The organism is Psychrobacillus sp. FSL K6-2836, assembly GCF_038003085.1.
In the GTDB taxonomy this organism is placed as follows: domain Bacteria; phylum Bacillota; class Bacilli; order Bacillales_A; family Planococcaceae; genus Psychrobacillus.
On record NZ_JBBOOM010000001.1, the window covers coordinates 3,494,118 to 3,516,892 of the forward strand.

Annotated in this window: 21 protein-coding genes; all 21 read left to right on the plus strand. The window is 33.2% G+C overall.

Annotation, left to right across the window (positions count from 1 at the left end; translation table 11 throughout):
• The first annotated feature begins 1,001 nt into the window (after positions 1 to 1,001).
• The 21 genes from MKY37_RS16810 (at position 1,002) to MKY37_RS16910 (ending at position 22,768) form a co-directional block, all read left to right on the plus strand.
• A complete protein-coding gene (locus MKY37_RS16810) occupies positions 1,002 to 1,484 on the plus strand; it encodes an MgtC/SapB family protein (RefSeq protein WP_340778827.1) in 483 nt (160 codons plus the stop codon).
• 254 nt (positions 1,485 to 1,738) lie between these two features.
• A complete protein-coding gene (locus MKY37_RS16815) occupies positions 1,739 to 3,004 on the plus strand; it encodes an ammonium transporter (RefSeq protein WP_340778828.1) in 1,266 nt (421 codons plus the stop codon).
• A 57-nt stretch (positions 3,005 to 3,061) separates the two neighbouring features.
• Complete coding sequence (locus tag MKY37_RS16820; RefSeq protein ID WP_340778829.1) at positions 3,062 to 4,036, plus strand: DUF294 nucleotidyltransferase-like domain-containing protein; 975 nt, start codon at positions 3,062 to 3,064, stop codon at positions 4,034 to 4,036.
• On the plus strand, positions 4,026 to 4,748 hold the full coding sequence (locus tag MKY37_RS16825) for an exonuclease domain-containing protein (RefSeq protein WP_340778830.1): 723 nt from the start codon (positions 4,026 to 4,028) through the stop codon (positions 4,746 to 4,748). Before MKY37_RS16820 ends, MKY37_RS16825 begins: the two co-directional genes overlap by 11 nt.
• Positions 4,749 to 4,950: 202 nt before the next feature.
• Positions 4,951 to 5,640 (plus strand): sugar transferase, encoded by a 690-nt coding sequence (locus MKY37_RS16830; RefSeq protein ID WP_340778831.1) that lies wholly within the window; start codon positions 4,951 to 4,953, stop codon positions 5,638 to 5,640.
• Between the two features lie 28 nt (positions 5,641 to 5,668).
• Positions 5,669 to 6,427 carry a tyrosine-protein phosphatase gene (locus MKY37_RS16835; RefSeq protein WP_340778833.1) on the plus strand — a complete coding sequence of 253 codons (759 nt, stop codon included), beginning with the start codon at positions 5,669 to 5,671 and terminating at the stop codon, positions 6,425 to 6,427.
• A 51-nt stretch (positions 6,428 to 6,478) separates the two neighbouring features.
• Positions 6,479 to 7,207 carry a YveK family protein gene (locus tag MKY37_RS16840; protein WP_340778834.1) on the plus strand — a complete coding sequence of 243 codons (729 nt, stop codon included), beginning with the start codon at positions 6,479 to 6,481 and terminating at the stop codon, positions 7,205 to 7,207.
• A complete protein-coding gene (locus MKY37_RS16845; protein WP_340778835.1) occupies positions 7,197 to 7,904 on the plus strand; it encodes a CpsD/CapB family tyrosine-protein kinase in 708 nt (235 codons plus the stop codon). The genes MKY37_RS16840 and MKY37_RS16845 overlap by 11 nt, the downstream gene beginning before the upstream one ends.
• 59 nt (positions 7,905 to 7,963) lie before the next feature.
• On the plus strand, positions 7,964 to 9,145 hold the full coding sequence (locus tag MKY37_RS16850; protein ID WP_340778836.1) for a glycosyltransferase: 1,182 nt from the start codon (positions 7,964 to 7,966) through the stop codon (positions 9,143 to 9,145).
• A 107-nt stretch (positions 9,146 to 9,252) separates the two neighbouring features.
• Positions 9,253 to 10,638 carry a hypothetical protein gene (locus tag MKY37_RS16855; RefSeq protein WP_340778837.1) on the plus strand — a complete coding sequence of 462 codons (1,386 nt, stop codon included), beginning with the start codon at positions 9,253 to 9,255 and terminating at the stop codon, positions 10,636 to 10,638.
• Between the two features lie 56 nt (positions 10,639 to 10,694).
• A complete protein-coding gene (locus tag MKY37_RS16860) occupies positions 10,695 to 11,630 on the plus strand; it encodes a glycosyltransferase (protein WP_340778838.1) in 936 nt (311 codons plus the stop codon).
• 113 nt (positions 11,631 to 11,743) lie between these two features.
• Positions 11,744 to 12,622 carry a glycosyltransferase family 2 protein gene (locus MKY37_RS16865; RefSeq protein ID WP_445323053.1) on the plus strand — a complete coding sequence of 293 codons (879 nt, stop codon included), beginning with the start codon at positions 11,744 to 11,746 and terminating at the stop codon, positions 12,620 to 12,622.
• Between the two features lie 43 nt (positions 12,623 to 12,665).
• Positions 12,666 to 14,132, plus strand: a complete 1,467-nt coding sequence (locus MKY37_RS16870) for a lipopolysaccharide biosynthesis protein (protein ID WP_340778840.1) — start codon at positions 12,666 to 12,668, stop codon at positions 14,130 to 14,132.
• Between the two features lie 14 nt (positions 14,133 to 14,146).
• On the plus strand, positions 14,147 to 15,202 hold the full coding sequence (locus MKY37_RS16875; protein ID WP_340778842.1) for an ATP-grasp domain-containing protein: 1,056 nt from the start codon (positions 14,147 to 14,149) through the stop codon (positions 15,200 to 15,202).
• The gene (locus MKY37_RS16880) at positions 15,147 to 16,316 is read left to right on the plus strand and encodes a DegT/DnrJ/EryC1/StrS family aminotransferase (RefSeq protein WP_340778843.1); all 1,170 of its coding nucleotides are present in this window, start codon (positions 15,147 to 15,149) and stop codon (positions 16,314 to 16,316) included. The genes MKY37_RS16875 and MKY37_RS16880 overlap by 56 nt, the downstream gene beginning before the upstream one ends.
• The gene (rfbA, locus tag MKY37_RS16885; protein WP_340778844.1) at positions 16,313 to 17,191 is read left to right on the plus strand and encodes a glucose-1-phosphate thymidylyltransferase RfbA; all 879 of its coding nucleotides are present in this window, start codon (positions 16,313 to 16,315) and stop codon (positions 17,189 to 17,191) included. Before MKY37_RS16880 ends, rfbA begins: the two co-directional genes overlap by 4 nt.
• An 11-nt stretch (positions 17,192 to 17,202) precedes the next feature.
• Positions 17,203 to 18,225, plus strand: a complete 1,023-nt coding sequence (rfbB, locus tag MKY37_RS16890) for a dTDP-glucose 4,6-dehydratase (protein ID WP_340778845.1) — start codon at positions 17,203 to 17,205, stop codon at positions 18,223 to 18,225.
• A gap of 114 nt (positions 18,226 to 18,339) precedes the next feature.
• Positions 18,340 to 19,440, plus strand: a complete 1,101-nt coding sequence (locus tag MKY37_RS16895) for a glycosyltransferase family 4 protein (protein WP_340778846.1) — start codon at positions 18,340 to 18,342, stop codon at positions 19,438 to 19,440.
• On the plus strand, positions 19,437 to 20,345 hold the full coding sequence (locus MKY37_RS16900) for an NAD-dependent epimerase/dehydratase family protein (RefSeq protein ID WP_340778847.1): 909 nt from the start codon (positions 19,437 to 19,439) through the stop codon (positions 20,343 to 20,345). Before MKY37_RS16895 ends, MKY37_RS16900 begins: the two co-directional genes overlap by 4 nt.
• A 15-nt stretch (positions 20,346 to 20,360) precedes the next feature.
• Complete coding sequence (locus MKY37_RS16905) at positions 20,361 to 21,995, plus strand: GNAT family N-acetyltransferase (RefSeq protein ID WP_340778848.1); 1,635 nt, start codon at positions 20,361 to 20,363, stop codon at positions 21,993 to 21,995.
• 50 nt (positions 21,996 to 22,045) lie between these two features.
• Complete coding sequence (locus tag MKY37_RS16910) at positions 22,046 to 22,768, plus strand: hypothetical protein (protein WP_340778849.1); 723 nt, start codon at positions 22,046 to 22,048, stop codon at positions 22,766 to 22,768.
• The last annotated feature ends 7 nt before the right edge of the window (positions 22,769 to 22,775 follow it).

Below are 22,775 nucleotides of genomic sequence, written 5' to 3' on the forward strand. Positions count from 1 at the left end.
ATAAGCTCATTTATCTACTACATAAACTCCTCTAACCACCACATAAAATGGTGGCTGCCACATAAATCCACTTAACCACCACATAAACTCATTTATCTACCACATAAGCTCATTTATCTACCACATAAACTCCTATAACCACCGCATAAAATGGTGGCTGCCACATAAATCCGCTCAACTAATACATAAGCTCATTTATCTACCACATAAACTCCTCTAACTACCACATAAAATGGTGGCTGCCACATAAATCCGCTCAACTAACACATAAGCTCTTTTATCTACCACATAAACTCCTCTAACCTCCACATAAAATGGTGGCCGCCGCATAAATCCACTTAACCACCACATAAGCTCTTTTATCTACCACATAAACTCCTCTAACCACCACATAAAATGGTAGCTGCCACATAAATCCGCTCAACCACCACATAAGCTCATTTATCTACCACATAAACTTCTATAACCACCACATAATATGGTGGCCGCCACATAAATCCACTCAACCACCACATAAGCTCTTTTATCTATCATATAAACTCCTCTAACCACCACAAAAATGGAGGCAGCCGCATAAATCCACTTAACCAACACATAAGCTCATTTATCTACCACATAAACTCCTCTAACCACCACATTAAATGGTGGTTGCCACATAAATCCGCTCAACTAAAGGACGTTTTGAAAAAGTAATTCATTTTCCGCATGTAATAATTGATTTTCTCCTCTAAGCAAGCAATCTTTTCTTCTAGTGTCATTTCACGTTCAGAAGGTCCTCCAACATCTTTTTTCTCATTATAAGCAAAAGTAACCCATACCCCACAAGAATGACTTTTTTCAAAGTGTCCATCTTATAGGGTACATTTTATTTTTTGCCCGATTTTCCTTATGGATCGTGATTTATAATTAGTTATCCAATTTGTGATAGTATTTACCTTTGAAGGATTTTGAGAAGATTTATAGAATGTTATCAGAACAGTATTTTGAGGAGGATTTACATCATGGACTTCATTACTACATTATTTAATTCGCATTATGACTTGTATATCCGGTTAGGTGTAGCGACACTAATAGGATTTTTTATTGGTCTAGAGCGAGCGATAAAAGATAAACCAGCTGGTATAAGAACGCATATTTTAGTATGTTTAGGATCTACTTTAGCTATGGCGTTGTCATCCCTCAATCAAGGGCCCTATATGGATCCGATGCGTTTGGCTGCCCAAGTAATCAGTGGTATTGGATTTCTGGGAGCAGGTGTAATCTGGTTAGACAAGGATAATGTAAAACGAGGACTTACAACGGCAGCAAATCTTTGGATCACTGCTTGTGTAGGGTTAACTATTGGATATGGAGCTTATGACCTTGCAATTATAACGGTCGTACTAATGTTCATCGCGATGAACTTACCAAAATTAGCGGTTAAAATGGGTATACTTCCTGCACGTGGAAAGGAAGAAGAGGATAGCGACGGCGAATGGAATTAAATTCAAATATGTAAGATAAACTGTCATCACTGTAAATTGCAGTGGAGACAGTTTTTTTGTTTCTAAAAATTAATTTAGTAGCAAACAGTTAGAAATGGGGTATTTCCGAGCCTTTTTAACAAAGAAAAAAATATATTCTGAAAATTGTGTTGACATCTACGTAAAAATGAATAGAATAAATAATATAAATAATGTTATGTTTTCTAACATCACAAGAAAGGAAACCTAACATGAAGAAAAGGGGAGAGATGACAATGGATGATGTAATGTATTTGATGAACAGCTTGTGGACGATGATAGCTGCAATTTTAGTCATATTTATGATTGGTGGATTTATATTACTGGAAGCTGGTTCGACAAGAATGAAAAATGCTGGTCACGTTGCCGGTAAAACAATATTCACATTTGGTCTAGCGTCAATGGTGTTCTGGGCAGTAGGCTATGGGTTTATCTTCGGGGGCGATGCAAATTTCTTCGTAGGAATGACAGACTTTTTCTATAGCGGAGAAATTCTAGAGGGAGCAGGTATTGCAACTACCGTATTCTTTGTTTTCCAATTAGCATTTGCCGGTATTGCAGTAACGATAGCACTTGGTGGTTTTGCAGAGCGTGCAAAATTATCCGCATACGTTATTTTTACTATTCTTTTTGGAATAATTGTTTACCCAGTAATTGCCCACTGGGTCTGGGGTGGAGGTTGGTTAGCCGGCCATGGCAAACAGGATTTTGCAGGCTCAACTGTAGTTCATTTAACTGGTGCAATGGCTGCCCTTGCAGCAACAATGATTCTTAAACCAAGAATTGGGAAGTTCAATAAAGATGGCTCGGCAAATAATCTTGCTGGACATAACCAAGTATATACAGCTTTAGGAGTACTGATCCTTTGGGTTGGTTGGTTCGGATTCAACGCTGGTAGTACAGTATCTGTAGATGCTGCATTCTTTGGATTTGTTGCATTAAATACAACGCTTGCAGCTGGAGCGGGAGCTGTTGCTGCAACGTTGATCTCATGGGTAGTACTAGGTAAGTCTGATATACCGACGATATTAAATGGAGCTTTAGCTGGATTAGTTGCTATTACTGCATCCTGCGCATTCGTAGATGTTTGGGCATCCGTTGTCATTGGTTTGATCGCTGGAGTATTAGTATTCTATAGTGCTAGATTTTTTGAAAAGAGAAAAGTGGATGATCCAATTTATGCGTTATCTGTACATGGAGCTGCTGGAGTATGGGGAACATTATCTACTGGTTTCTTTGCAACACCAGAGCTTGCATCCGTTGGGAAAGCGGGATTATTTTACGGCGGTGGATTAGATCAATTAGGTGTTCAACTAATGGGAGTTGTATCTTGTGGATTATTTGCATTCGTAGTTTCCTATGCTATCCTTTTCATAATGAAAAAAGTAATGGGTGGTATACGGGTATCGGAAGAAGAGGAACTAATGGGTCTAGATATGAGTGAACATGGGAACTATGGCTATCCTGAACAAATGATTTTAGAAGAGTCAAAATCTCATTAATAAAAGCAAAAAAGCCTCTGTAATTTAGAGGCTTTTTATATAAAAGGGCGTGTATTAGTGGAAACGTATGAATCTATTCGAGAATGGAAGGAACTAAATATAACAAACTTCCTAGATGATATCGTTTCGCTCAATGATTTTCATGATCAGGTGATGCTCAAAGTATTAAGACTAGCAACTATGAAAATGGAAACTGGTCCAGCTCCATGTGATTTTTGTTGGTTTATAACAGGTAGTGGTGGGAGACAGGAACAAGGAGTAATCAGTGATCAAGATCATGGAATTGCCTATGAAATATCAACAGAAGAAAATGATTTATATTTTAAGGTATTTGGAAAAGAAATTTCTTACGGGCTATATAAAGTAGGTTACCCGTATTGTGAAGGTAAAGTGATGAGCTCTAATCCAGAGTGGTGTAAATCTTATGATGGTTGGCAAGTACAACTCAATGACTGGATGCATGATAAGAGCTGGGAATCCATTCGTTATCTTCAAATCTTTTATGATGCTAGGGTGCTTCACGGAAAGATGGAATTCATAAATCAGTTAAAATCATCCATTCATGCATACCAATTACAACATCCAATCCTACTAACGCGGTTTACTGCTAATGTAGAGCATGTCAAAAATGTAATTGGTCCGGTTGGTCAACTATTAGTGGAAAGGCATGGTTTATATCAAGGGTGCGTAAATTTAAAATACTCTGGATTCCTGCCGTATGTAAATGCCATTCGACTTCTTTCGATAAGAGAGGGAATAGTGGAAACTTCCACTTTAGTTCGGATGAATAAACTAATCCAAATTCAGGAGTATGCACCTTTATTAAAAAATAGCGAAAAAAATTATATAGATTTGTTAATTTATCGGCTTATGCTATCACAGGTCGAAAGTTATTCAGATACACACTATTTACAGATTGAAAAATTGACGAAGGCGGAACGGAGAGATCTTAAGTGTATTATTAAAGCTGGAACCAAATTACATCGTGAAGTGATTGCGTTGCTGAAAAAGGGTGTTCACAATGGCATTTGAACCATTCATGCAAATACTAAGAGGAATTCAGGGAAAACGTACGAATATTGGTATAGGTGATGTTCAGAGTGCACAACAAATGGCATTCTTAAGGAATTTGCAAAAAGAAATGAAAAAAGAGGATGCACTGAAAACTTCTTTAGATGAACTTAAAGTTGTCGTGTTCGATATTGAAACGACTGGCTTTAACCCAAAACAAGGGCATGATATTATCTCCATTGGTGCAATAAAAATGCATGGTTCATCCATTCAAGAAGACGATATTTTTTACTCGCTTATTTACTCTGAAAAAGAAATTCCTTTGGAGGTTGTCGGACTGACAGGCATTACAAATGACCAATTGAAGGAAGCTAGATTTGTTGGGGATGTACTAATTGAATTTCTTCAATTTACAAATGACTGTATACTTGTAGCGCATCACGCTAATCACGAAAGGAATTTTATGCAATATGCAAGTACAAAACTATTTCGTACATCATTTAAGCATCGAATTGTTGATACCTCTTTTCTCTATAAAATTGCAGAGCCCAATATACAACTAAGTTCTTTAGAAGACCTATGTGAACATAACAGCATCCCAATTGTAGGACGCCATCATGCATTAGAGGATGCCAAAATGACTGCCAAACTTTGGAGCGTCTATTTGGAAAAAGTTAAAATACATGGTTGTAAAACGTTACAGGATGTGTACGATCAGTTTGCTAGAATCTAAAAGCACTACAGGAGAAGTTTACCCTGTAGTGTTTTTTTGCTTATGGGAAAAGTTTTGCTTGTAAATATCAATCCGAAAAAAATACCATAACCAATATGCTGAACGCAATAAATTGTGAAAACATGGTTAATATAACTTGGCCTTATCAGACATAAGTTAGTTCTTTTTTTATAGGCATACTGAATATACTTATCTATGTATCTTGTTTTCTACAATATTAATCAAAGGAGAACAGCCCCTGGAAAGTATAGATCACACATTGTCCCAACAGGACAGCCCGTATTTCTATCGTCGTTTTGGTAAACGAACAGTGGATGTATTAGCTAGTTCATTGCTACTCTTTTTGTTGTTACCAGCTATTGTGTGCTTATCCATAATTCTATTTATCTTCACAGGTAGTCCTGTTCTATATAAACAAAAAAGGGCGGGATTACATAATCGAGCTTTTATAATTTGGAAGTTCCGAACAATGCAAGCAGAGGATGTTGAGTCTAGCTCTCACCAATACGAATGGAAAGATGAAGTCCCTCAAAACTTTTCTTTTACAACACCACCAACTTTAACGATTACTAAACTTGGGAAAATATATAGAAAATATAGTATTGATGAGATTCCCCAGCTTTGGAATGTCTTAAAAGGTGAGATGAGTTTTGTTGGCCCAAGACCAGAAATGATTGAAATTACCAACCATTATTCTCCCCTCCAAAAGAAACGTTTACTAGTTAAGCCAGGAATCACAGGATATGCCCAGGTGCATGGACGTTCCACAATCACGCACGGGGAAAAAATTACCTACGATTTATATTATGTAAAGCATTGCTCATTGCTGCTTGATCTGACGATTATAATACGAACCTTATTTATAGTAATTACGGGAAAAGGAGCATGGTGAACGAGTCAAAACAGAAAGGAAGAGGGGTTTGCTAGTTGATATTCATAATCATATCTTACCAGGACTAGATGATGGTCCCGAGTCTCTAAAAGAAGCTCTATTACTTGCAGAAAACGCTGTTGCTAATGGTATTACACATGTTATTGCAACCCCTCATCATTTAAGTGAAAAATATAGAAACTCAGCTTTAGAAGTTAAAGAGGCAGTTGCAGGTTTCTACAGAGAACTTAGTCAAAGAAATATACATTTAAAAATTCTACCAGGTCAAGAAATTCATTTATCGGCAAATATACTGGAGGAACTTGAAAAAGATCCTTTCACGCTAGCAAATAGTGGTAAGTATTTATTAATTGAACTTCCAAATTCCTATATACCAGCTAATACTTTGGACGTTATTTACAAAATACAGTTAAAAGGATACACCCCTATCATTGTACATCCAGAAAGAAATAAAATTCTTCGAAAAAACAAACAGTTACTTTACGAATATGTATGTAAAGGAGTCCTTATTCAAATTACAGCTTCTAGTTTACTCGGACTTAATGGCAGAAGCTTTAGAAAATATACAAAAGAGTTAATCAAACATAATTTAGTACACTTTATCTCTTCCGATGCGCATCATTATATAAAAAGACCATTCCAACTGACAAAAGCGTTTGAATCTATAAAAAGAGATTTCTCTGAAAGTCATGTTAATTATTATTGTGAAAATGCAAATCATATTGTATATGGTACTGAGATTCAGCCTTTACTACCTATTGGTTTTAAAAATTATTATTATTTGTAACTTAGAATTGCATGCAATTTAAATGGACAGGTATAAGGAGGCTGAATCGTAATGGAAGAAGCGATTACTTTACAAGAATTATTCAAAATTATAAAAAAGCGTTTTGTACTTATTATTACCATATTAGTTTTATCTATGACGGTTGCTGGTGCGGTTAGTTACTATTACCTAACACCAATATTTCAAGCATCGACTCAAGTTCTTATCAATCAAAAGGAATTCGATCAAAATCAATTTAATAGTCAAGATATTGAAACGAATCTTCAATTAATCAACACATATAATGTCATTATAAAAAGCCCGGTTATTCTATCGAAAGTTATTGACAACTTGAATCTAAAAACAACAGCAGATTTACTTCATAAGCAAATAACTGTAACTAGCGAACAAAACTCCCAAGTTGTGAACGTTAGCGTAGAAGATCCAGATTTACAAAAGGCAATCGACATTGCTAATATGACGGTCAAAGTATTTCAAGAAGAGATTAATTTACTGATGAATGTTGATAACGTTAATATTCTGTCACTAGCAGTAATTACGAAAGATACAAAGCCCATTAAACCAAACTTAATACTTAATATAGGAATAGCAGCTATTATCGGCTTAATAATTGGAATTGGAATAACCTTTCTATTGGAGTATTTAGATACATCTGTTAAAACAGAGCAGGATATTGGAGAATTACTTGGTCTACCAATATTAGGGCTTGTCAGTCCCATTTCAAATAAGTATCTAAAAAAAACAAAAGAACCAAAATCACACAATAGAAATGGGGCATAAATTCTTGTTTAAAAGAAGGAAGAAAATAAAACCTTTAGCCCGAAAACTCGTGACAAGCTCCAACCCACAATCGATTATTTCAGAACAATTTCGTACCGTTCGGACAAACATTAAATTTTCAATGCCAAATAGGGAACTTAAAACCCTACTATTTACTTCCTCATCTATTGGAGAGGGGAAATCAACAATAGCAGCGAATGTTGCCATTGCATTTGCGCAAGAAGGAAAAAAAGTACTCCTTATCGATGCAGATTTGAGAAAGCCAACGATGCATTATACATTTCTTAAAACAATCACTCCTGGATTAACCAACTTACTGACGAGCTATTGGAATCTGAACCAAGTAGTGAAAGAATCTGGAATAAATGGATTAGATCTTATTACAAGTGGACCAATACCTTCAAATCCAGCAGAACTTCTTGAGTTGACTTCAATGGATATGCTAATAACAGAAGTAAAAGAAAAATACGACTTAATAATATTTGATGCCCCTCCAGTCTTGTCCGTTTCTGATGCACAAGTACTCGCCAGCAAATGCGACGGTACTATTCTTGTTATCAGCTCAGGTTCAACGGAAAAAGTAAATGTCATTAAAGCTAAAGAAGTACTCCAAGCTTCCTATGCAAACATACTTGGAACAATTCTTAACAACTATAAAATCGGGAAGAATCATTATTATTATCAGTATTATGGGTGAAAAGAATGAAAGAAAATTCATAATCATAATGGAGCTAAAATTTAGGAGTGAAATTTAATATGAGAATCTTATTTGTAGGTTACAACTTACATATAGGTGGAATACAGAGATCGCTAATAAATATATTAAATGTATTAGCAACAGAGAAAGATATTGATATTGATTTATTTCTTTTCTCACCTGGAGGAGAATTATTCGGAGAAATACCTAAAAATGTAAATGTCATTAAAAGTAGCTATCTATTAAGATTAACAGCTACGCCATTTAAGAATGTGATTAAGTATGAAAAGCTATTTAGCTGGATAATGAGAATTATATTGATGTTTTTAGTAAGAATAGTGGGATCAAGTAACTTTTTTAAGATTCTATTCTCATTAGAGAAAAACTTAAATTCATATGATGTTGCTATATCATATTTTAATGATGTTCCAGGTAATTATTTTAATAGGGGTTGCAATCAATTTGTCACTGAAAAAGTCGTTGCGAACAAAAAAATAGGATGGATTCATACAGATCCGATTAAAGCTAAGTTTAGTAAAGAAGAAATTATTGAGTCATACAGGGGCTTTGACTCAATAGTTAATGTTTCGAAAGTAGGGAAAGATGACTTTGATCGTTTGTTTCCATTTTATAGCTATAAGTCTTCTGTAGTTTATAATTTAACTCCAATTGAAGAAATATACAAAAGTGCAAATTCTTTTCCAACATTATTCCAAACTAATATTATTAATTTTGTAACTGTAGCTCGAATAGACAACGCTTCAAAGAGAATAGATCGAATCATAGAAGTAGTGAAATTGTTAAAAATGAGTGGCTATATAAATTTCAAATGGTGGATTATTGGAAATGGTCCTGATTTGAAAAAAAATCAAATACTCTCTGAAAAATATGAAGTGAGCGATTATATAACGTTTGTAGGGGAGAAAGTGAATCCTTATCCTTTTATTAAGGATGCGGATGCTTTTGTACTTACCTCTGAATATGAGGGGTTTCCAATGGTAATAAATGAGGCTTTAATATTATGTACTCCAATAATAACTACCGCTTACGCTTCTGCAGAAGAGCAAATTCAAAACGGTTTTGAAGGGATAATTGTTAATAATGACATTAAATCTCTTTATGAAGTTTTGAAGTCAGTTCTTGACGGTGAATTAATATTACTAGAATTGAAGAAAAACATAAAAAAGAAAAATAATTTCAATCATTTGGCATTAACACAGCTGAAGGATCTTATTTATTAAATATCGGACTATTAAAATCAAACACTCTGATAAACCTCTTTTAATTCTTATAGACTCTAATCTTCTAATATTAATATAATTTATCAAAAGCTAGGAAGGGGTATAAAATGAGGTTTGATAGACTATTAAGAAATGAAGTACTCATTAGTTTTGGAGTACTGTCTATATTAGCTATGTTAATAAGTGGTCAAAAATTATTTTTATTCCTGTTTCTAATAGCAATAGGTTATGGAATCTTTAGAGAAGGATTAGAGGGTAAAATAAAATTTTTATTATTTTTCTGTACATGGATTTATGTTTTGAAATTAGAAGAGGGAGGATTCTCCTTTTTTCACTTACTTCAACTCATATATTTAATGTCCTGTGCAATATTTATAACAGTAAATCGAAATAAAATAAACATAAAAGTATTATTAGGATTTCTGTTTTTTGTTTTATATATTTTATTTAATTTTAGCATTAATGCTAGCAGTGGATTATTTATAGTTTTGGGATTTGTTCTAAACTTCTTTACAATTACAGTTGCTTTTTCAACTATCAAAAATATTGATAGTTTTAATAGTTACGTTCTTTACTACACTTTTGGTCTTTCCATATCGGGTATTGTAGCAATGTTAGGTGAATTCATTCCGCAAATTAAACTGCATATTCAAAGTATGGGTGAAAGTTTTACAGTATACCAGAATGATCATCTCTATATGAGATTTAGTGGTTTAGATATAGACCCTAATTATTTTGCTTTTCAAGTACTATTTGGTATTTCGCTATTGATTGTTATTTCTGGATATAAAAAAAGACATCTTAAAGAAAACTTTTTAATTTTCATCTTGGTATTCATGGGTATCAATACTCTTTCTAAAATGTTTTTAATTTTGCTCATTTTAATAATCTCATTCATCTGCGCTATATATATAAAAAATAATATAATTACTGCTTTAAAATTTAGTTTTGTTCTAATGATCTCTTTTTTAGTCATGTTACCATTAGGATTTATAAATTTTATAAAAGCAACTTTATTTCGTTTTTCATTAGAAGGAAGTTCAACAGTTTCTATTACTACAGGCAGATCAGATTTATGGCTTTTATATATTAGGGAAATTTTATCTAGTTTACGCATATTCCTTGTTGGAAATGGATTTGGTTCGGGATTTTTGGGAGGATATGCAGCACATAATATGTACTTGCTATACTGTTATTTTTTGGGTTTTATTGGAATTCTAATATTACTAATTTTTATATTTACATCGTACAGACACGTTAAAAAACAAGTTGTATTTGACAATAATATTATGAAGGAAATGAAGGGATTTAATAAGCTACCACTATTTGTGTTACTGATTTCAAATTTTTCACTCGACTCAGTAATGATGGATTATTTTCCTCTATTTTTATTTCTCACTGTTATTACTTGTAACTATTTTGGAACCACTAATGATTTTAGTGTTACATCAATATCTGAAATTAATCAATCTCCTAATATTCTAACCCAATAGTGTATTAACTTTTCTAGTAAACATTGAATTAGATAAAAAGAAGGAGTTGAAATTGATTGTGGTTAGACCTTGTTGTAATTGGTAGAAACGAGGAAGTAAATTTAAATGCATTAAAATTATCAATTAATAAAATTGATAAATTGATAAATAAAAGGATTTATGTAGATTCTGCTTCTATAGATAACAGCGTAACAATGGCAAAAGGTTTTTTTGATTTTGTAATAGAATTAAGCAGGAATGAAGATTTGTCAGCATCATTGGGCAGAAAAATTGGTGCAAGTTTTACTGAAAAAGAATGGATATTGTTTCTAGATGCAGACATGGAGTTAAATGATCAATTTACTGAATGGTTATTAAACTTTGAAAATGTAACAAGTAATTTTGGTTTTGTAGGTAAATATAAAGATATTGATAGAGAACGTAATAAAAATAGGTATCGAGTTTTTAAGAGTAAAAATGGTATTGCAAGGTACTTTGGAGGAGCAGTTTTATTAAGAAGAGTAGCCTTATTTGAAGTAGGTAATTGGTCCAGTAATATATATGCAAATGAAGAAATTGAATTGTATTCAAGAATGACAAAGAAAGGTTATAAAGTTGAAATCATCGATCAGGTTATGGTGAATCATTACACTGAGATTCCCAATACTAAAGAAAAAATAATGAACCTATTTATAATAAAAAACAAAAAAAATTTCATTGGCACTAGTCAAGTTTTTATTAAAGCTATTAAGGAAAGATTTTTCATCCAATTATTTCGCTTACAGCCACTCCCTTATTTACTTTTAATTTTTAATTTCCTGTTTTTAAATATACTTATATTTAGTCATTTGATTGCTTTAATTTGGTTAATTTCATCTCACATTTTATTGATAATTTTTCAAAAGGAAATTAAATCAGTTATTTTAGGTTATATTTTTCTATACTTATTAATTATGGGTCTACTTATACAGATAGTAGACTTAGCGAAATTTAAAAGAATGAAAAAAACTTAAATAATTGAAAAATAAATTGAAAGTGGTGTGAAATTGTGAAAATTCTTGTCAGTATTAATTGCACTACATATAACCATGAAGATTATATAGCTGACGCAATTGAGAGTTTCCTTATGCAAAAAACAAATTTCCACTATGAAATTCTCATTGGGGAGGACTGTAGTACAGATAATACTAGGGAAATAATAGAAGAATACGCAAGACTGTATCCTGAGAAAATTAGAATAATAACTTCTGAAAAGAATGTCGGTCCTAGGCAGAATTCTCACAGACTTCTTAATCATAGTAAAGGTAAATATATTGCAGAATGCGAGGGTGATGATTATTGGACTGACCCTTACAAGCTACAACAGCAAGTTGAATATATGGAAAGCCATCCAAATTGCAGTTTGTGTTTTCATGCAGCGGAAATAATAAAAGCTCCTAAAAAATCAACCGGAAAGCAAATTAGACCTTATAAGGAAAATCAAGTAAGTCCTATAGAAGATATAATTTCAGGTGGCGGAGGGTTTTGTCCAACTGGTTCCTTGCTATATCCGAAAAAATTCATGGAAACTCCACCTGATTTTTATTGGAAAGCTCATGTAGGCGATTATCCAATGCAGTTAATACTTTCGAGTAAAGGATATACCTACTATATAGACAAAGGTATGGCGGTATATAGAATTGGAGTTAAAGGTTCGTGGTCAAGTCGTTTAAACGAAGACAAAAATTTTAAAGAAAAAATGATAGAAGTTTATATGGGAGATATTTCAGTTTTAACAGCTTTTAATACCTATACGAATTTAAGGTACTCTATGCAAATAGAGAAAAAAATAATGAAATTAGAATTTGAGATACTGCTACTTAAGAAAGATATAAGTGAATTGAAAAGCTCAAAGTTCAAAGCATATATTAATGAAATGGGCTTTAAAAAAAGAATTGAGATTTATGTAAAATGCCATTTACCAATTCTTTATATAATTTTAGCTCGAATGAAAATAAATAAATGAAATGAAATATAAGCATTGTAAATAAAACACTAGGAGCTTATATATGCACGGTTCAAACTCCTTAAAAAATAAAACCTTACGAGGATTGTTTTGGAGTTCCGCAGATTTATTTGCAAATCATGGGTTTCAGTTTGTTATCCAAATTGTCCTTGCGAGATTATTGCTGCCAGAACATTTTGGTATTATCGGAATGATTTTAGTGTTAATAGCAATTTCAAATTCTATAGTGGATAGTGGTTTTTCACAGGCATTGATTAGGGATCAAAATACGAGCCAAGAGGATTATTCCACGGTATTTTACTTTAATTTATTTATTTCTATTTTGCTCTATTTTCTTTTATATATTGCTGCACCTTCTATTAGTATGTTTTTTCAAAGTAAAGAATTAATTGGAATTATTCGTGTTCTCTCTCTTGTACTTATAATGAATTCATTGGCAATTATTCAAAGAGTTAAACTCACCAAAATTCTAGATTTCAAAACATTAATGAAAATAAATGTCATAGCTGTTTTAACTTCGGGAAGTATATCAATAGCTATGGCATATTTAGGTTTTGGGGTATGGAGTCTAGTTGCTAACATGATATCCATGCAATTTGTACAAACCCTTTTACTATGGAGCTTTAATAGATGGATGCCTTCATTAATATTTAGCACACAATCATTTATAAAGTATTTTAGTTTTGGTTATAAGCTACTTATATCTGGTCTCATTGATACGTTTTACAATAATTTATACTTTTTGATTATTGGTAAGTTTTACTCAGTTGCTCAACTTGGTTATTATAGCAATTCAGTTAGAATTAGAGATATGGCTTCACAGTCAATTGTTGCAACCGTTCAAAGAGTGACTTACCCGGTATTGAGTAGTACTCGAGAGGATGAGAAACGACTTAAATCAGTGTTCAGAAAAATAATCAAGACGATAGCGTTTATTAATTTCCCTTTAATGGTAGGGATAGCTGTTATCGCTACTCCTCTTTTTCAACTTCTCTTTGGGGAAAAATGGCTTCCTTCAGTATACTATTTTCAACTATTGTGTCTTGCGGGTATGCTATATCCAATCCACGCATTAAATCTTAACATATTAAAAGTCAAAGGTAGATCTGATTTGTTTTTGCGATTAGAAATTATTAAAAAAGGCCTTCTCACCATACTTATTGTACTTTCTTTCTTATTTAAGCTAGGAATCATTGGATTAATTTGCGCAGCGGTCATAAATTCTTATCTTTCATTGCTTATTAATATGTATTACTCAGCAAGAGAGATCTCCTATTCGAGCTGGGAGCAGCTGAAGGATATTATGCCATCCTTTGGGATTTCATTATTCATGGGGATTTCCGTTTATGCAGTAGCTCCATTATTACCTGAGAATCATTTCTTTTTATTACTCTGTCAAATAATGATTGGCATTATTGTATACGTTGGACTTTCCAAGCTTTTGAAGGTCAAGGAATTAGAGATTATATATGAATTAATAATTTCACTATTATTTAAGAGAAAAATATAGATTGGGGAAGATATATGAATTTGCTGTTAACATCCGCCGGAAGAAGAGGCTATTTGGTTAATTATTTTAAAGAGGCTTTAGGAGATGAAGGTGAGGTACATGTAGGGAATAGTACAAACTCAACCGCAATGAAGTATGGAGATAAATCTGTCATAACACCCCTTATCTATGATGATAACTATATTCCTTTTTTAAAAAACTATTGCCAATTAAATCACATAGACGCAATCATTCCTTTATTCGATATTGATCTTCCGATTCTTACGAACAGCAAAAAGGAGTTCAATGAAATTGGAGTTAGTGTAATTGTTTCTAGTAAAGAGATAATTAGAATATGCAATGATAAATGGGAAACATATAAATTTCTTATTTCCTATGACTTTCAAACACCAAAGGTTTTCTTGAAAATTTCAGATGCATTAAATGCAATTGAACAAGGAAATATAGAGTTCCCACTGATAATTAAACCTAGATGGGGTATGGGCTCCATTTCGATTTTTGAAGCTGATAATACGAATGAGCTAGAGGTACTATTTGAAAAAGCCAAAAAAAAAATTCATGACTCGTATCTGTCATATGAGTCAAATCAGGACAATCAACTCTCAGTAATTATTCAAGAAAAACTAAATGGCCAAGAATATGGTTTAGACATCATAAATGATTTACAAGGAAAATATATGAATACAATTGTAAAGAAAAAGTGTGCAATGAGATCTGGAGAGACAGATACTGCAGAAACGGTAAAGGATGAAGCTTTTGAGCTTATTGGAAAAAAGCTAGGAGATATTACCAATCATATTGGGAACTTAGATGTTGATGCATTCATTGTGGAAGGAGTTCCTTATATTTTGGAAATGAATGCACGTTTCGGTGGTGGCTATCCATTTAGTCATTACGCAGGTGTAAATCTCCCGAAAGCAATTGTTTCATGGTTAAAACAAGAAAAAGTAGATCCAGCAGTACTGGAAGCAAAAATTGGTGTGATTGGCTATAAGGATATCCAAATTATTGGTGATGAAGCTATTAATACTATACAAAAATCTGAGGAGGCTATCCATTATAGAAATTAAGTTTAAAGAACCTATTTATGTTACAAGACCATTGCTTCCAGATGTTTATGATCTTAATAGTAAGCTTAAAGAAGTTTGGGAGAGTAAATGGCTAACTAATAGTGGTCCGCAGCAAACCAAGTTAGAACTTGAATTAAAAAACTACTTAGATGTAGAAAATTTATCTTTATTTAATAATGGTACATCCGCATTACTCTTAGGTTTAAAAGCTTTAAACCTTACAGGAGAAGTGATTACTACTCCATTTACTTTTCCCGCAACTGTTCAAGCTCTTGATTGGAATAATTTAACTCCTGTTTTTTGTGATATAGAACCTACAACACTTACCCTAGACGCAGCAAAAATCGAACCCCTCATTACTGAAAAAACTTCTGCAATTCTTGGTGTTCACACATTTGGAAATCCATGTGATGTCGAACAAATTCAATTAATCGCAAACAAATATAATTTGAAGCTAATTTACGATGGTGCCCATACATTCGGGACTAATCTAAATAATAAACCTATTGGTTATTATGGCGATATGACGATGTTCAGCTTTCATGCAACAAAGCTATTTAATACAGTTGAAGGTGGAGCATTGACATTTAGAGACAATAGTTTAGTTGAAAAACTAAGCCTTCTAAAAAATTTCGGAATCGCAAATCCAGAGGAAGTTGTTCTTTCAGGACTAAATGCAAAGTTAAACGAAATTCAGGCGGTAGTTGGACTTGAAGTATTAAAGCTTGTGGAAACCGAACGGAAGAAAAGGCATCAAATAAAAAGAGCTTATGAATCGTATTTGAAAGATGTACCTGGTATTAACGTGTTGACGAAATTAGAAGGTGAATGCAGCAGTTATCAATATTTTGTCATTCAAATAGATGAAGAGTTGTATGGTAAAACAAGGGATTGGCTACACAAGAAACTAAAAGAGTACAACGTATTTACGCGAAAATATTTCTATCCTTTATGTAGTGACTTTGAGTGGTACGAGCATTTGGAATCAGCTCGTAAAGAAAATCTTCCAGTTGCTCAAAAAGCTATTACCCAAGTGCTAGCTATGCCGTTTTATGGTGAATTGCAACTTGAATCAGTGGAGGAAATTTGTAAAGTGATTCGTGATTCAATATGAAGGGAATTATTTTAGCTGGTGGTACTGGTACTCGTTTATATCCGCTAACAAAAGCTATCTCTAAGCAAATGCTACCAGTTTACGATAAACCAATGATTTATTATCCTCTATCCGTCTTAATGCTCGCGGGAATAAGAGACATATTAATTATTTCTACTCCAAGAGATATAGAGGGATTTCAAGAGTTATTGGGTGACGGTACTAAAATAGGAATGGATTTGACTTATGCTGTTCAAGAATATCCAACTGGTTTAGCGGACGCCTTTATTATTGGTGAAAAGTTTATAGGTGATTCCCCAGTTGCCTTAGTGCTAGGGGACAACGTTTTTTATGGATCTAATTTTGGTTATAAAGTACAGGAAGTAGCCTCTACTTTGTCAAAAGGTGCGTTTATATTTGGGTGTTATGTAAAGGATCCAAGAGCATATGGGGTTGTGGAAGTAGATGAACAAGGCAATGCAATTTCAATAGAAGAAAAACCAGAAAACCCAAAATCTTTCAATGCAGTACCAGGACTATACTTTTTTGATAACAAAGTGATAAACATTGCAAAAAAGGTAATACCTTCATCTCGTGGAGAAATAGAAATAACCTCTATTATAAATGAGTATCTTAAATTAGGAGAATTGAAAGTAAAAATCATGGGGCGGGGGTTAGCTTGGTTAGATACAGGAACTCATGAGTCTCTACTAGAAGCATCGAATTTTGTAGAAGCAATTCAAAACAGACAAGGATTATATGTTTCTTGTATTGAAGAGATAGCTTTCCGCAGAAACTATATTTCTAGAGAGCAATTGTTACAACTCGCAGAACCTTTAATGAAGACAAATTATGGACAGTATTTGGTTGATGTTGCGACTTCTAATAGAGCATAGAGGAGATTAAGATGAATATTTTAGTTACAGGTGGAGCAGGATTCATCGGGTCGAATTTTATACGATATATGCTATCGAAATATAATTACACCATAGTCAATCTGGATTTGTTAACTTACGCTGGTAATCTCCAAAGCTTACAAGATATACAACCAATGGAAAGATATCATTTTGTTAAAGGAGATATTTGTGATCGTGAACTTTTAACTAAACTCTTTCAACAATTCGATATTCAAACTGTTATACATTTTGCAGCTGAATCTCATGTAGACAACAGTATTAATAATCCTGAAGTTTTTTTAAAAACGAATGTGTTAGGAACACAAGCTTTGTTAGATGTTGCAAAACAATATTGGAAGATAAATAAAATGGATAAGTATTCTACTGAATATAGAGAAAATGTTAAATTTGTTCAAATTTCTACGGATGAAGTTTATGGTGCTTTAGGTAAAGATGGATATTTTACAGAAAAGACGCCTCTCTCTCCGAATAGTCCTTACTCAGCCTCCAAAGCTTCAGCAGATATGGTAGTACGAGCATATTATGAAACTTATAAACTCCCTGTTATCACTACAAGGTGCTCAAATAATTACGGTCCATATCAAAATCATGAAAAGTTAATTCCGTTGATTATCTCTCAAGCTTTAAAGGATCAACCTTTTCCAGTATATGGTGATGGAAAACAAGTAAGGGATTGGTTACACGTAGATGATCATTGTACTGCTATTGATGTAGTGTTCCATCATGGAAGGCTTGGCGAAGTATATAACATAGGTGGAAATAATGAAAAAGAAAACATAGAAACCATTAAATTGATTTTAAATTATTTAAATAAGAGTGAGAATTTAATCCAATTTGTATTTGATCGTCTAGGGCACGATAGGAGATATGCAATCGATAATTCTAAAATGAGTAGAGAGTTGGGATGGTCTCCATCTTATTCATTCAATGAAGGTCTTGCAAAAACAATTCAATGGTATATAGAAAATAATGCTTGGATGAACAAAGTAGCTTCAAAATATCAATTTAGATAGTAGTGTAATTAAATTCAACTCACGGTTCATTAAAGTAAGTACAGCAATTAATATTAATGTCGAAAGTCTATATAAATTATTTCTTCGTTTACATCAATGGAATGAGGGATGTTAATGAGAATTGTTCAACTGATCACACATATGCATGAAGTAGGGGGGGCTCAAGTACATGTTCGAGACCTTTCCAAAAGACTTGCACAGGAAGGGCATCATATTTCCATTCTATACGGAACAGAAAAAAAACTTGCAGATGAGCTATATGTAAATGAAATTGAGTACATTCCAATAAAGCACTTATTAAGGAATATGCATTTGGTCAAGGATTTACTCGCTTTTTTTGAAATGCGAAAATCATTGAAACAAATGAACCCTGATATAGTTGCCATTCATTCTTCCAAAGCTGGCATACTTGGGAGAGTTGCTTGTTGGTCACTTCGGATTCCTTTCGTATTTACAGCTCATGGTTGGGCGTTCACAGAAGGTGTAGGAAAAAATAAACAGGTTTTTTATCGCAGGGTAGAAAAGTGGATAGGTAAAATAACGAAAAAAGTTATTACCGTTTGTGATTATGACAGAATTCTAGCATTGCAGCATCAAGTTCTAACTTCCACAAAACTAGAAACGATTCACAACGGTGTGATGGATCAAAGTAATCCAAACAATCCATTAGTACCTACTGAAATGGTGAAAATTTTAATGGTTGCCCGTTTTGATACACCGAAAAGACATTTAGAACTTTTAGAGGCTCTGTCCCTTATTAAGGATTTAAATTGGTATATGATATTTGCAGGTGATGGAAGGCTGAAAGAACAATGTGCCCAATATGTTCAAGAGCATAACATGGGGCATAAAGTAACTTTTTTAGGTAATCATTCTAACGTTTCGGAACTACTAATGGATGCGGATATTTTTGTGTTGACCTCATCGTGGGAGGGGTTGCCACTTTCAATATTAGAAGCGATGTCGCACGGACTACCAATTGTTGCCTCTAATGTAGGTGGAGTCAAGGAAGCGGTTAGGAATTCTGAAAACGGATATTTAATTCACCATAATTTACCTGAATTACTTTCCACTTTAATAGAAAATCCTTCGCTTCGAAAAAAGATGGGCAAAAAAAGTCGTGAAATATATGAAACTAGTTTTACATTTGAAAGGATGTATTATAAAACCTTTCTTACGTATAAAAACTTAATAAAATTGGGGGAAAAAGATTGAAGGTACTAGTTACAGGAGCGGCAGGATTTATAGGATCATACGTGGTACAAGAGCTTTTAGATCATCAATATTCAGTAGTTGCTTTAGATAATTTATCTAAAGGTAATAAAAGCAGGGTATCTTTGGGTGCTACCTTTTATGAAGCAGATATTAATAGCGAAGAAATAGGACATATTTTTCAGTTTGAACAGCCTGACTTTGTTATCCATTTAGCAGCTCAATCCTCGGTACTTGAATCTATGGAGAGACCAATAGAAGATTGCCAAGCGAATGTTCTAGGTACACTCAATATTCTCCGGCTTTCCAATCAATTTAATGTGAAAAAGTTTATATTAGCTTCCTCAGCAGCTGTTTATGGGAATCCAACTTCTTTGCCAGTAAAAGAGAATTCAAAATTGGCTCCTCTTTCTTTTTATGCATTATCTAAAATTTCCGCGGAGAATTATGTACACTTATATGAAAAAATGTTTGGCCTTAAAAGCTGTATACTACGATTTTCTAATGTGTTTGGACCCAATCAGGAGAGTGGGGTAATTGACAGTTTATTAAATCGAATTTCCAGAATGGAAGCACCGATTATTAACAATGGTAGTCAAACGAGGGATTTTATCTATGTAAAAGATGTTGCCGCCGCTTGTCTTACAGCATTAGTTTCTTATGAAACGGGTGTCTTCCAAATTAGCTCAGGCATAGAAACAACGATTAATGAATTATTTAAGCTAATCTCTCATGTTACCAATATAGAAATAGAGCCGCTTATAAAAGAATTAGATGCTTCGGAGATTAAACGAAGTGTACTCTCAAATGAAAAAGCTGTAAACCTACTGCATTGGGAACCTAATTATTCATTGGAAGAGGGTATAGAAGAAATTATTCAATCTTATAATATGGTGGAACAATTATAAACGAAGGAGGATTATTTGAAGCTTATTAGTATTAAATCTTATTCACATTTAGAAGTTTACGAACAGGACTGGAATAAGATAACAGAGGAAAACGAAAATACTAATCCCTTTATAGAATACGAGTTTGTATATAACTGGTGGAAAATATTGGGGTCTAAAGAAGATGTAGAAATCTTAGCAGTACAGGATCATAATCGGGTTATTGCCTTTTTTCCCTTTCAATTCAAAAAAACATGGTTTGGCTATATGTGTCACTTTTTAGCTTTTGGAGTAGCAAACTATATGGATATTATTGTTAGGAGATCTGATGCAAGCCGAGCCATTATGTTTGTATTGGATGAAATGATAAGTAGAAAAAAAAGCATCGTATTTTATCTCCATGGATTATTAGAGAGTACGAATACTCCGTATGCATTATCACAGTATGTAAATGCAAGGAATTTGAAAGAACGCCACTTTTCCATTATTACACCGTTTATAAATCTTGAGAATCTAGATGTCGATGAGTATATGAAATCTCGAAAAAAACTGCATGGGATGGATCGACGGGACAAGAGGTTAAGGGGGTTAGGTGAAATTTCCTTACAACTATTGGAGTCTAATGATATGGACGAGATAGTTAGATTGCATAAGCGACGATGGGAGAAGAAAAATGACACAAGCGGCTTTTCTTCAGAAAGTAAGCTGGAGTTCTTTAGATATCTAGCTGAGTTACCCAAAGGAAAGTTTTCAGTTCGTTTAACAACACTTCAAGTACAAGAAGAAAAGGTTGCTTTTACGTATGGATTTACTTGTCGTACACGTTATTTAGGATATGTATTAGGACATGATTCGGATTTTGATTGTTATGGGCCAGGCAGATTATTGATAAAAGAAAAAGTTAGCCATTTAATATCCGAAGGGTTTCTAAAATTGGATATGAGTATTGGGTATGAACCTTATAAGATGGATTGGAATACTGATGTGGACTATACAAGAAAATCTATATTTTCTACAAATACCATACGGGCAAAGACTATTAGAAATATACTATGGATCAAGAATATACTTATTTCTAAAGTAAAAAAATACAGAGCTGTTGTGTTGTTTCGAAGAAATACGATAGGGAAAGTTAGATACTTTCTACGTCAAAAAGGAAGTTTTAGATATAAGATAAGAGTTATTAATAGGAAGTTATTTCCCTTTATCTTTGACAAGAGATCTTATGTAATTGGGAAAATTTCAAACTTTGAAGTGGTCGAGGACACAGAGACTAGCTTTAAAGAACTATCTCCAAATTTAGCTCTCACCTCTGAACATGAACGAAAAGAAATTTTACAGAAAATTTATAATGGATATGCAGGATTCTATTCAGAAGACATATTAAAAGCATTTTGGGTAAATGAAAATGTCATACGATTAGATGATGTTGAGGTAGTCCTTAATCTAAAAAAAAGAAGCATTTATATACGAGATTGGAAAAATGAAAATATTCTACAAGTTCTAGGGTTTGTGAATTCTCATTATAAAGGGAAAGATATATTTGTAAGTGTTCATACAAAGGATAAGGAAAGTGTTAAATTACTAACCCAACTTGGGTTTCAGTGGACCGAGAAAGTTTCTTTTATAAGAGTCTTAGGAAAAACTAAAACTAGTAGAGAAAAATTCTAAAAGAAAAGAAGGGTGCCACAATAATCCTAGTAAAGCGAAAGCTTATAAATTTGACTCTAGTAAATTGCTACTTTTTAAAAACTGGTGAAATTCCATTACAACCTGCGCACCTTATCGGTTTTTCACATGCCTATCGACCAGTTAACCAATTAATAAAACAAAATACATTACTTATCGATTTGACAAAAACTGAAGAACAGTTGTTGAATGACCTTCATCGTACAAATAGAAAACAAATTCGACAAGCAGCTAAGCACGATTTTCAAATAGAGGTATTAGACCGTCCAACCCTAGCAAATATCCGGGAATTTCAAAAATTTTACAATGAATTTGCCAAACATACGAATACGTATAAATGTGGTGCATTTCACATTAAAACAATGGAATTATTAATGGAATCTAGTAATTTGATAATCACTAGAATAATAAGTAGCGGTAATAGTGAAATCCTTGCCTACCAAGTTTATATTAATGATGAGGAGACTGCCTTTTCTTTATACTCTGCATCTCACTTTAGATTAAAGGATAATGCAATTGATAAGCGGATGTTAAGTATAGCTAGCCGATATTTGTTTTGGCAAAGTATTCTATATTTTAAAAGAAGAAAAAATTTGGTGTATGACATGGGTGGATTAACCACAAATGAAAATATTAGTAGTTTCAAAATTGAGTTCGGTGGTGAAATTACAGAAGTATATTCAGGGTATGAAGCAACATCAATTCTTGGGAAATTAGTGCTCTTTGGACGAATGATTAAACTGAGGAAAGGATGAGGAACTG

Bases quoted from the DNA above. Each gene is read 5' to 3' on its own strand.
- MKY37_RS16810 (WP_340778827.1), top strand. From the start codon at position 1,002: ATGGACTTCATTACTACATTATTTAATTCGCATTATGACTTGTATATC.
- MKY37_RS16815 (WP_340778828.1), top strand. From the start codon at position 1,739: ATGGATGATGTAATGTATTTGATGAACAGCTTGTGGACGATGATAGCT.
- MKY37_RS16825 (WP_340778830.1), top strand. From the start codon at position 4,026: ATGGCATTTGAACCATTCATGCAAATACTAAGAGGAATTCAGGGAAAA.
- MKY37_RS16840 (WP_340778834.1), top strand. From the start codon at position 6,479: ATGGAAGAAGCGATTACTTTACAAGAATTATTCAAAATTATAAAAAAG.
- MKY37_RS16845 (WP_340778835.1), top strand. From the start codon at position 7,197: ATGGGGCATAAATTCTTGTTTAAAAGAAGGAAGAAAATAAAACCTTTA.
- MKY37_RS16850 (WP_340778836.1), top strand. From the start codon at position 7,964: ATGAGAATCTTATTTGTAGGTTACAACTTACATATAGGTGGAATACAG.
- MKY37_RS16855 (WP_340778837.1), top strand. From the start codon at position 9,253: ATGAGGTTTGATAGACTATTAAGAAATGAAGTACTCATTAGTTTTGGA.
- MKY37_RS16865 (WP_445323053.1), top strand. From the start codon at position 11,744: ATGCAAAAAACAAATTTCCACTATGAAATTCTCATTGGGGAGGACTGT.
- MKY37_RS16870 (WP_340778840.1), top strand. From the start codon at position 12,666: ATGCACGGTTCAAACTCCTTAAAAAATAAAACCTTACGAGGATTGTTT.
- MKY37_RS16875 (WP_340778842.1), top strand. From the start codon at position 14,147: ATGAATTTGCTGTTAACATCCGCCGGAAGAAGAGGCTATTTGGTTAAT.
- MKY37_RS16880 (WP_340778843.1), top strand. From the start codon at position 15,147: ATGAAGCTATTAATACTATACAAAAATCTGAGGAGGCTATCCATTATA.
- rfbA (WP_340778844.1), top strand. From the start codon at position 16,313: ATGAAGGGAATTATTTTAGCTGGTGGTACTGGTACTCGTTTATATCCG.
- rfbB (WP_340778845.1), top strand. From the start codon at position 17,203: ATGAATATTTTAGTTACAGGTGGAGCAGGATTCATCGGGTCGAATTTT.
- MKY37_RS16895 (WP_340778846.1), top strand. From the start codon at position 18,340: ATGAGAATTGTTCAACTGATCACACATATGCATGAAGTAGGGGGGGCT.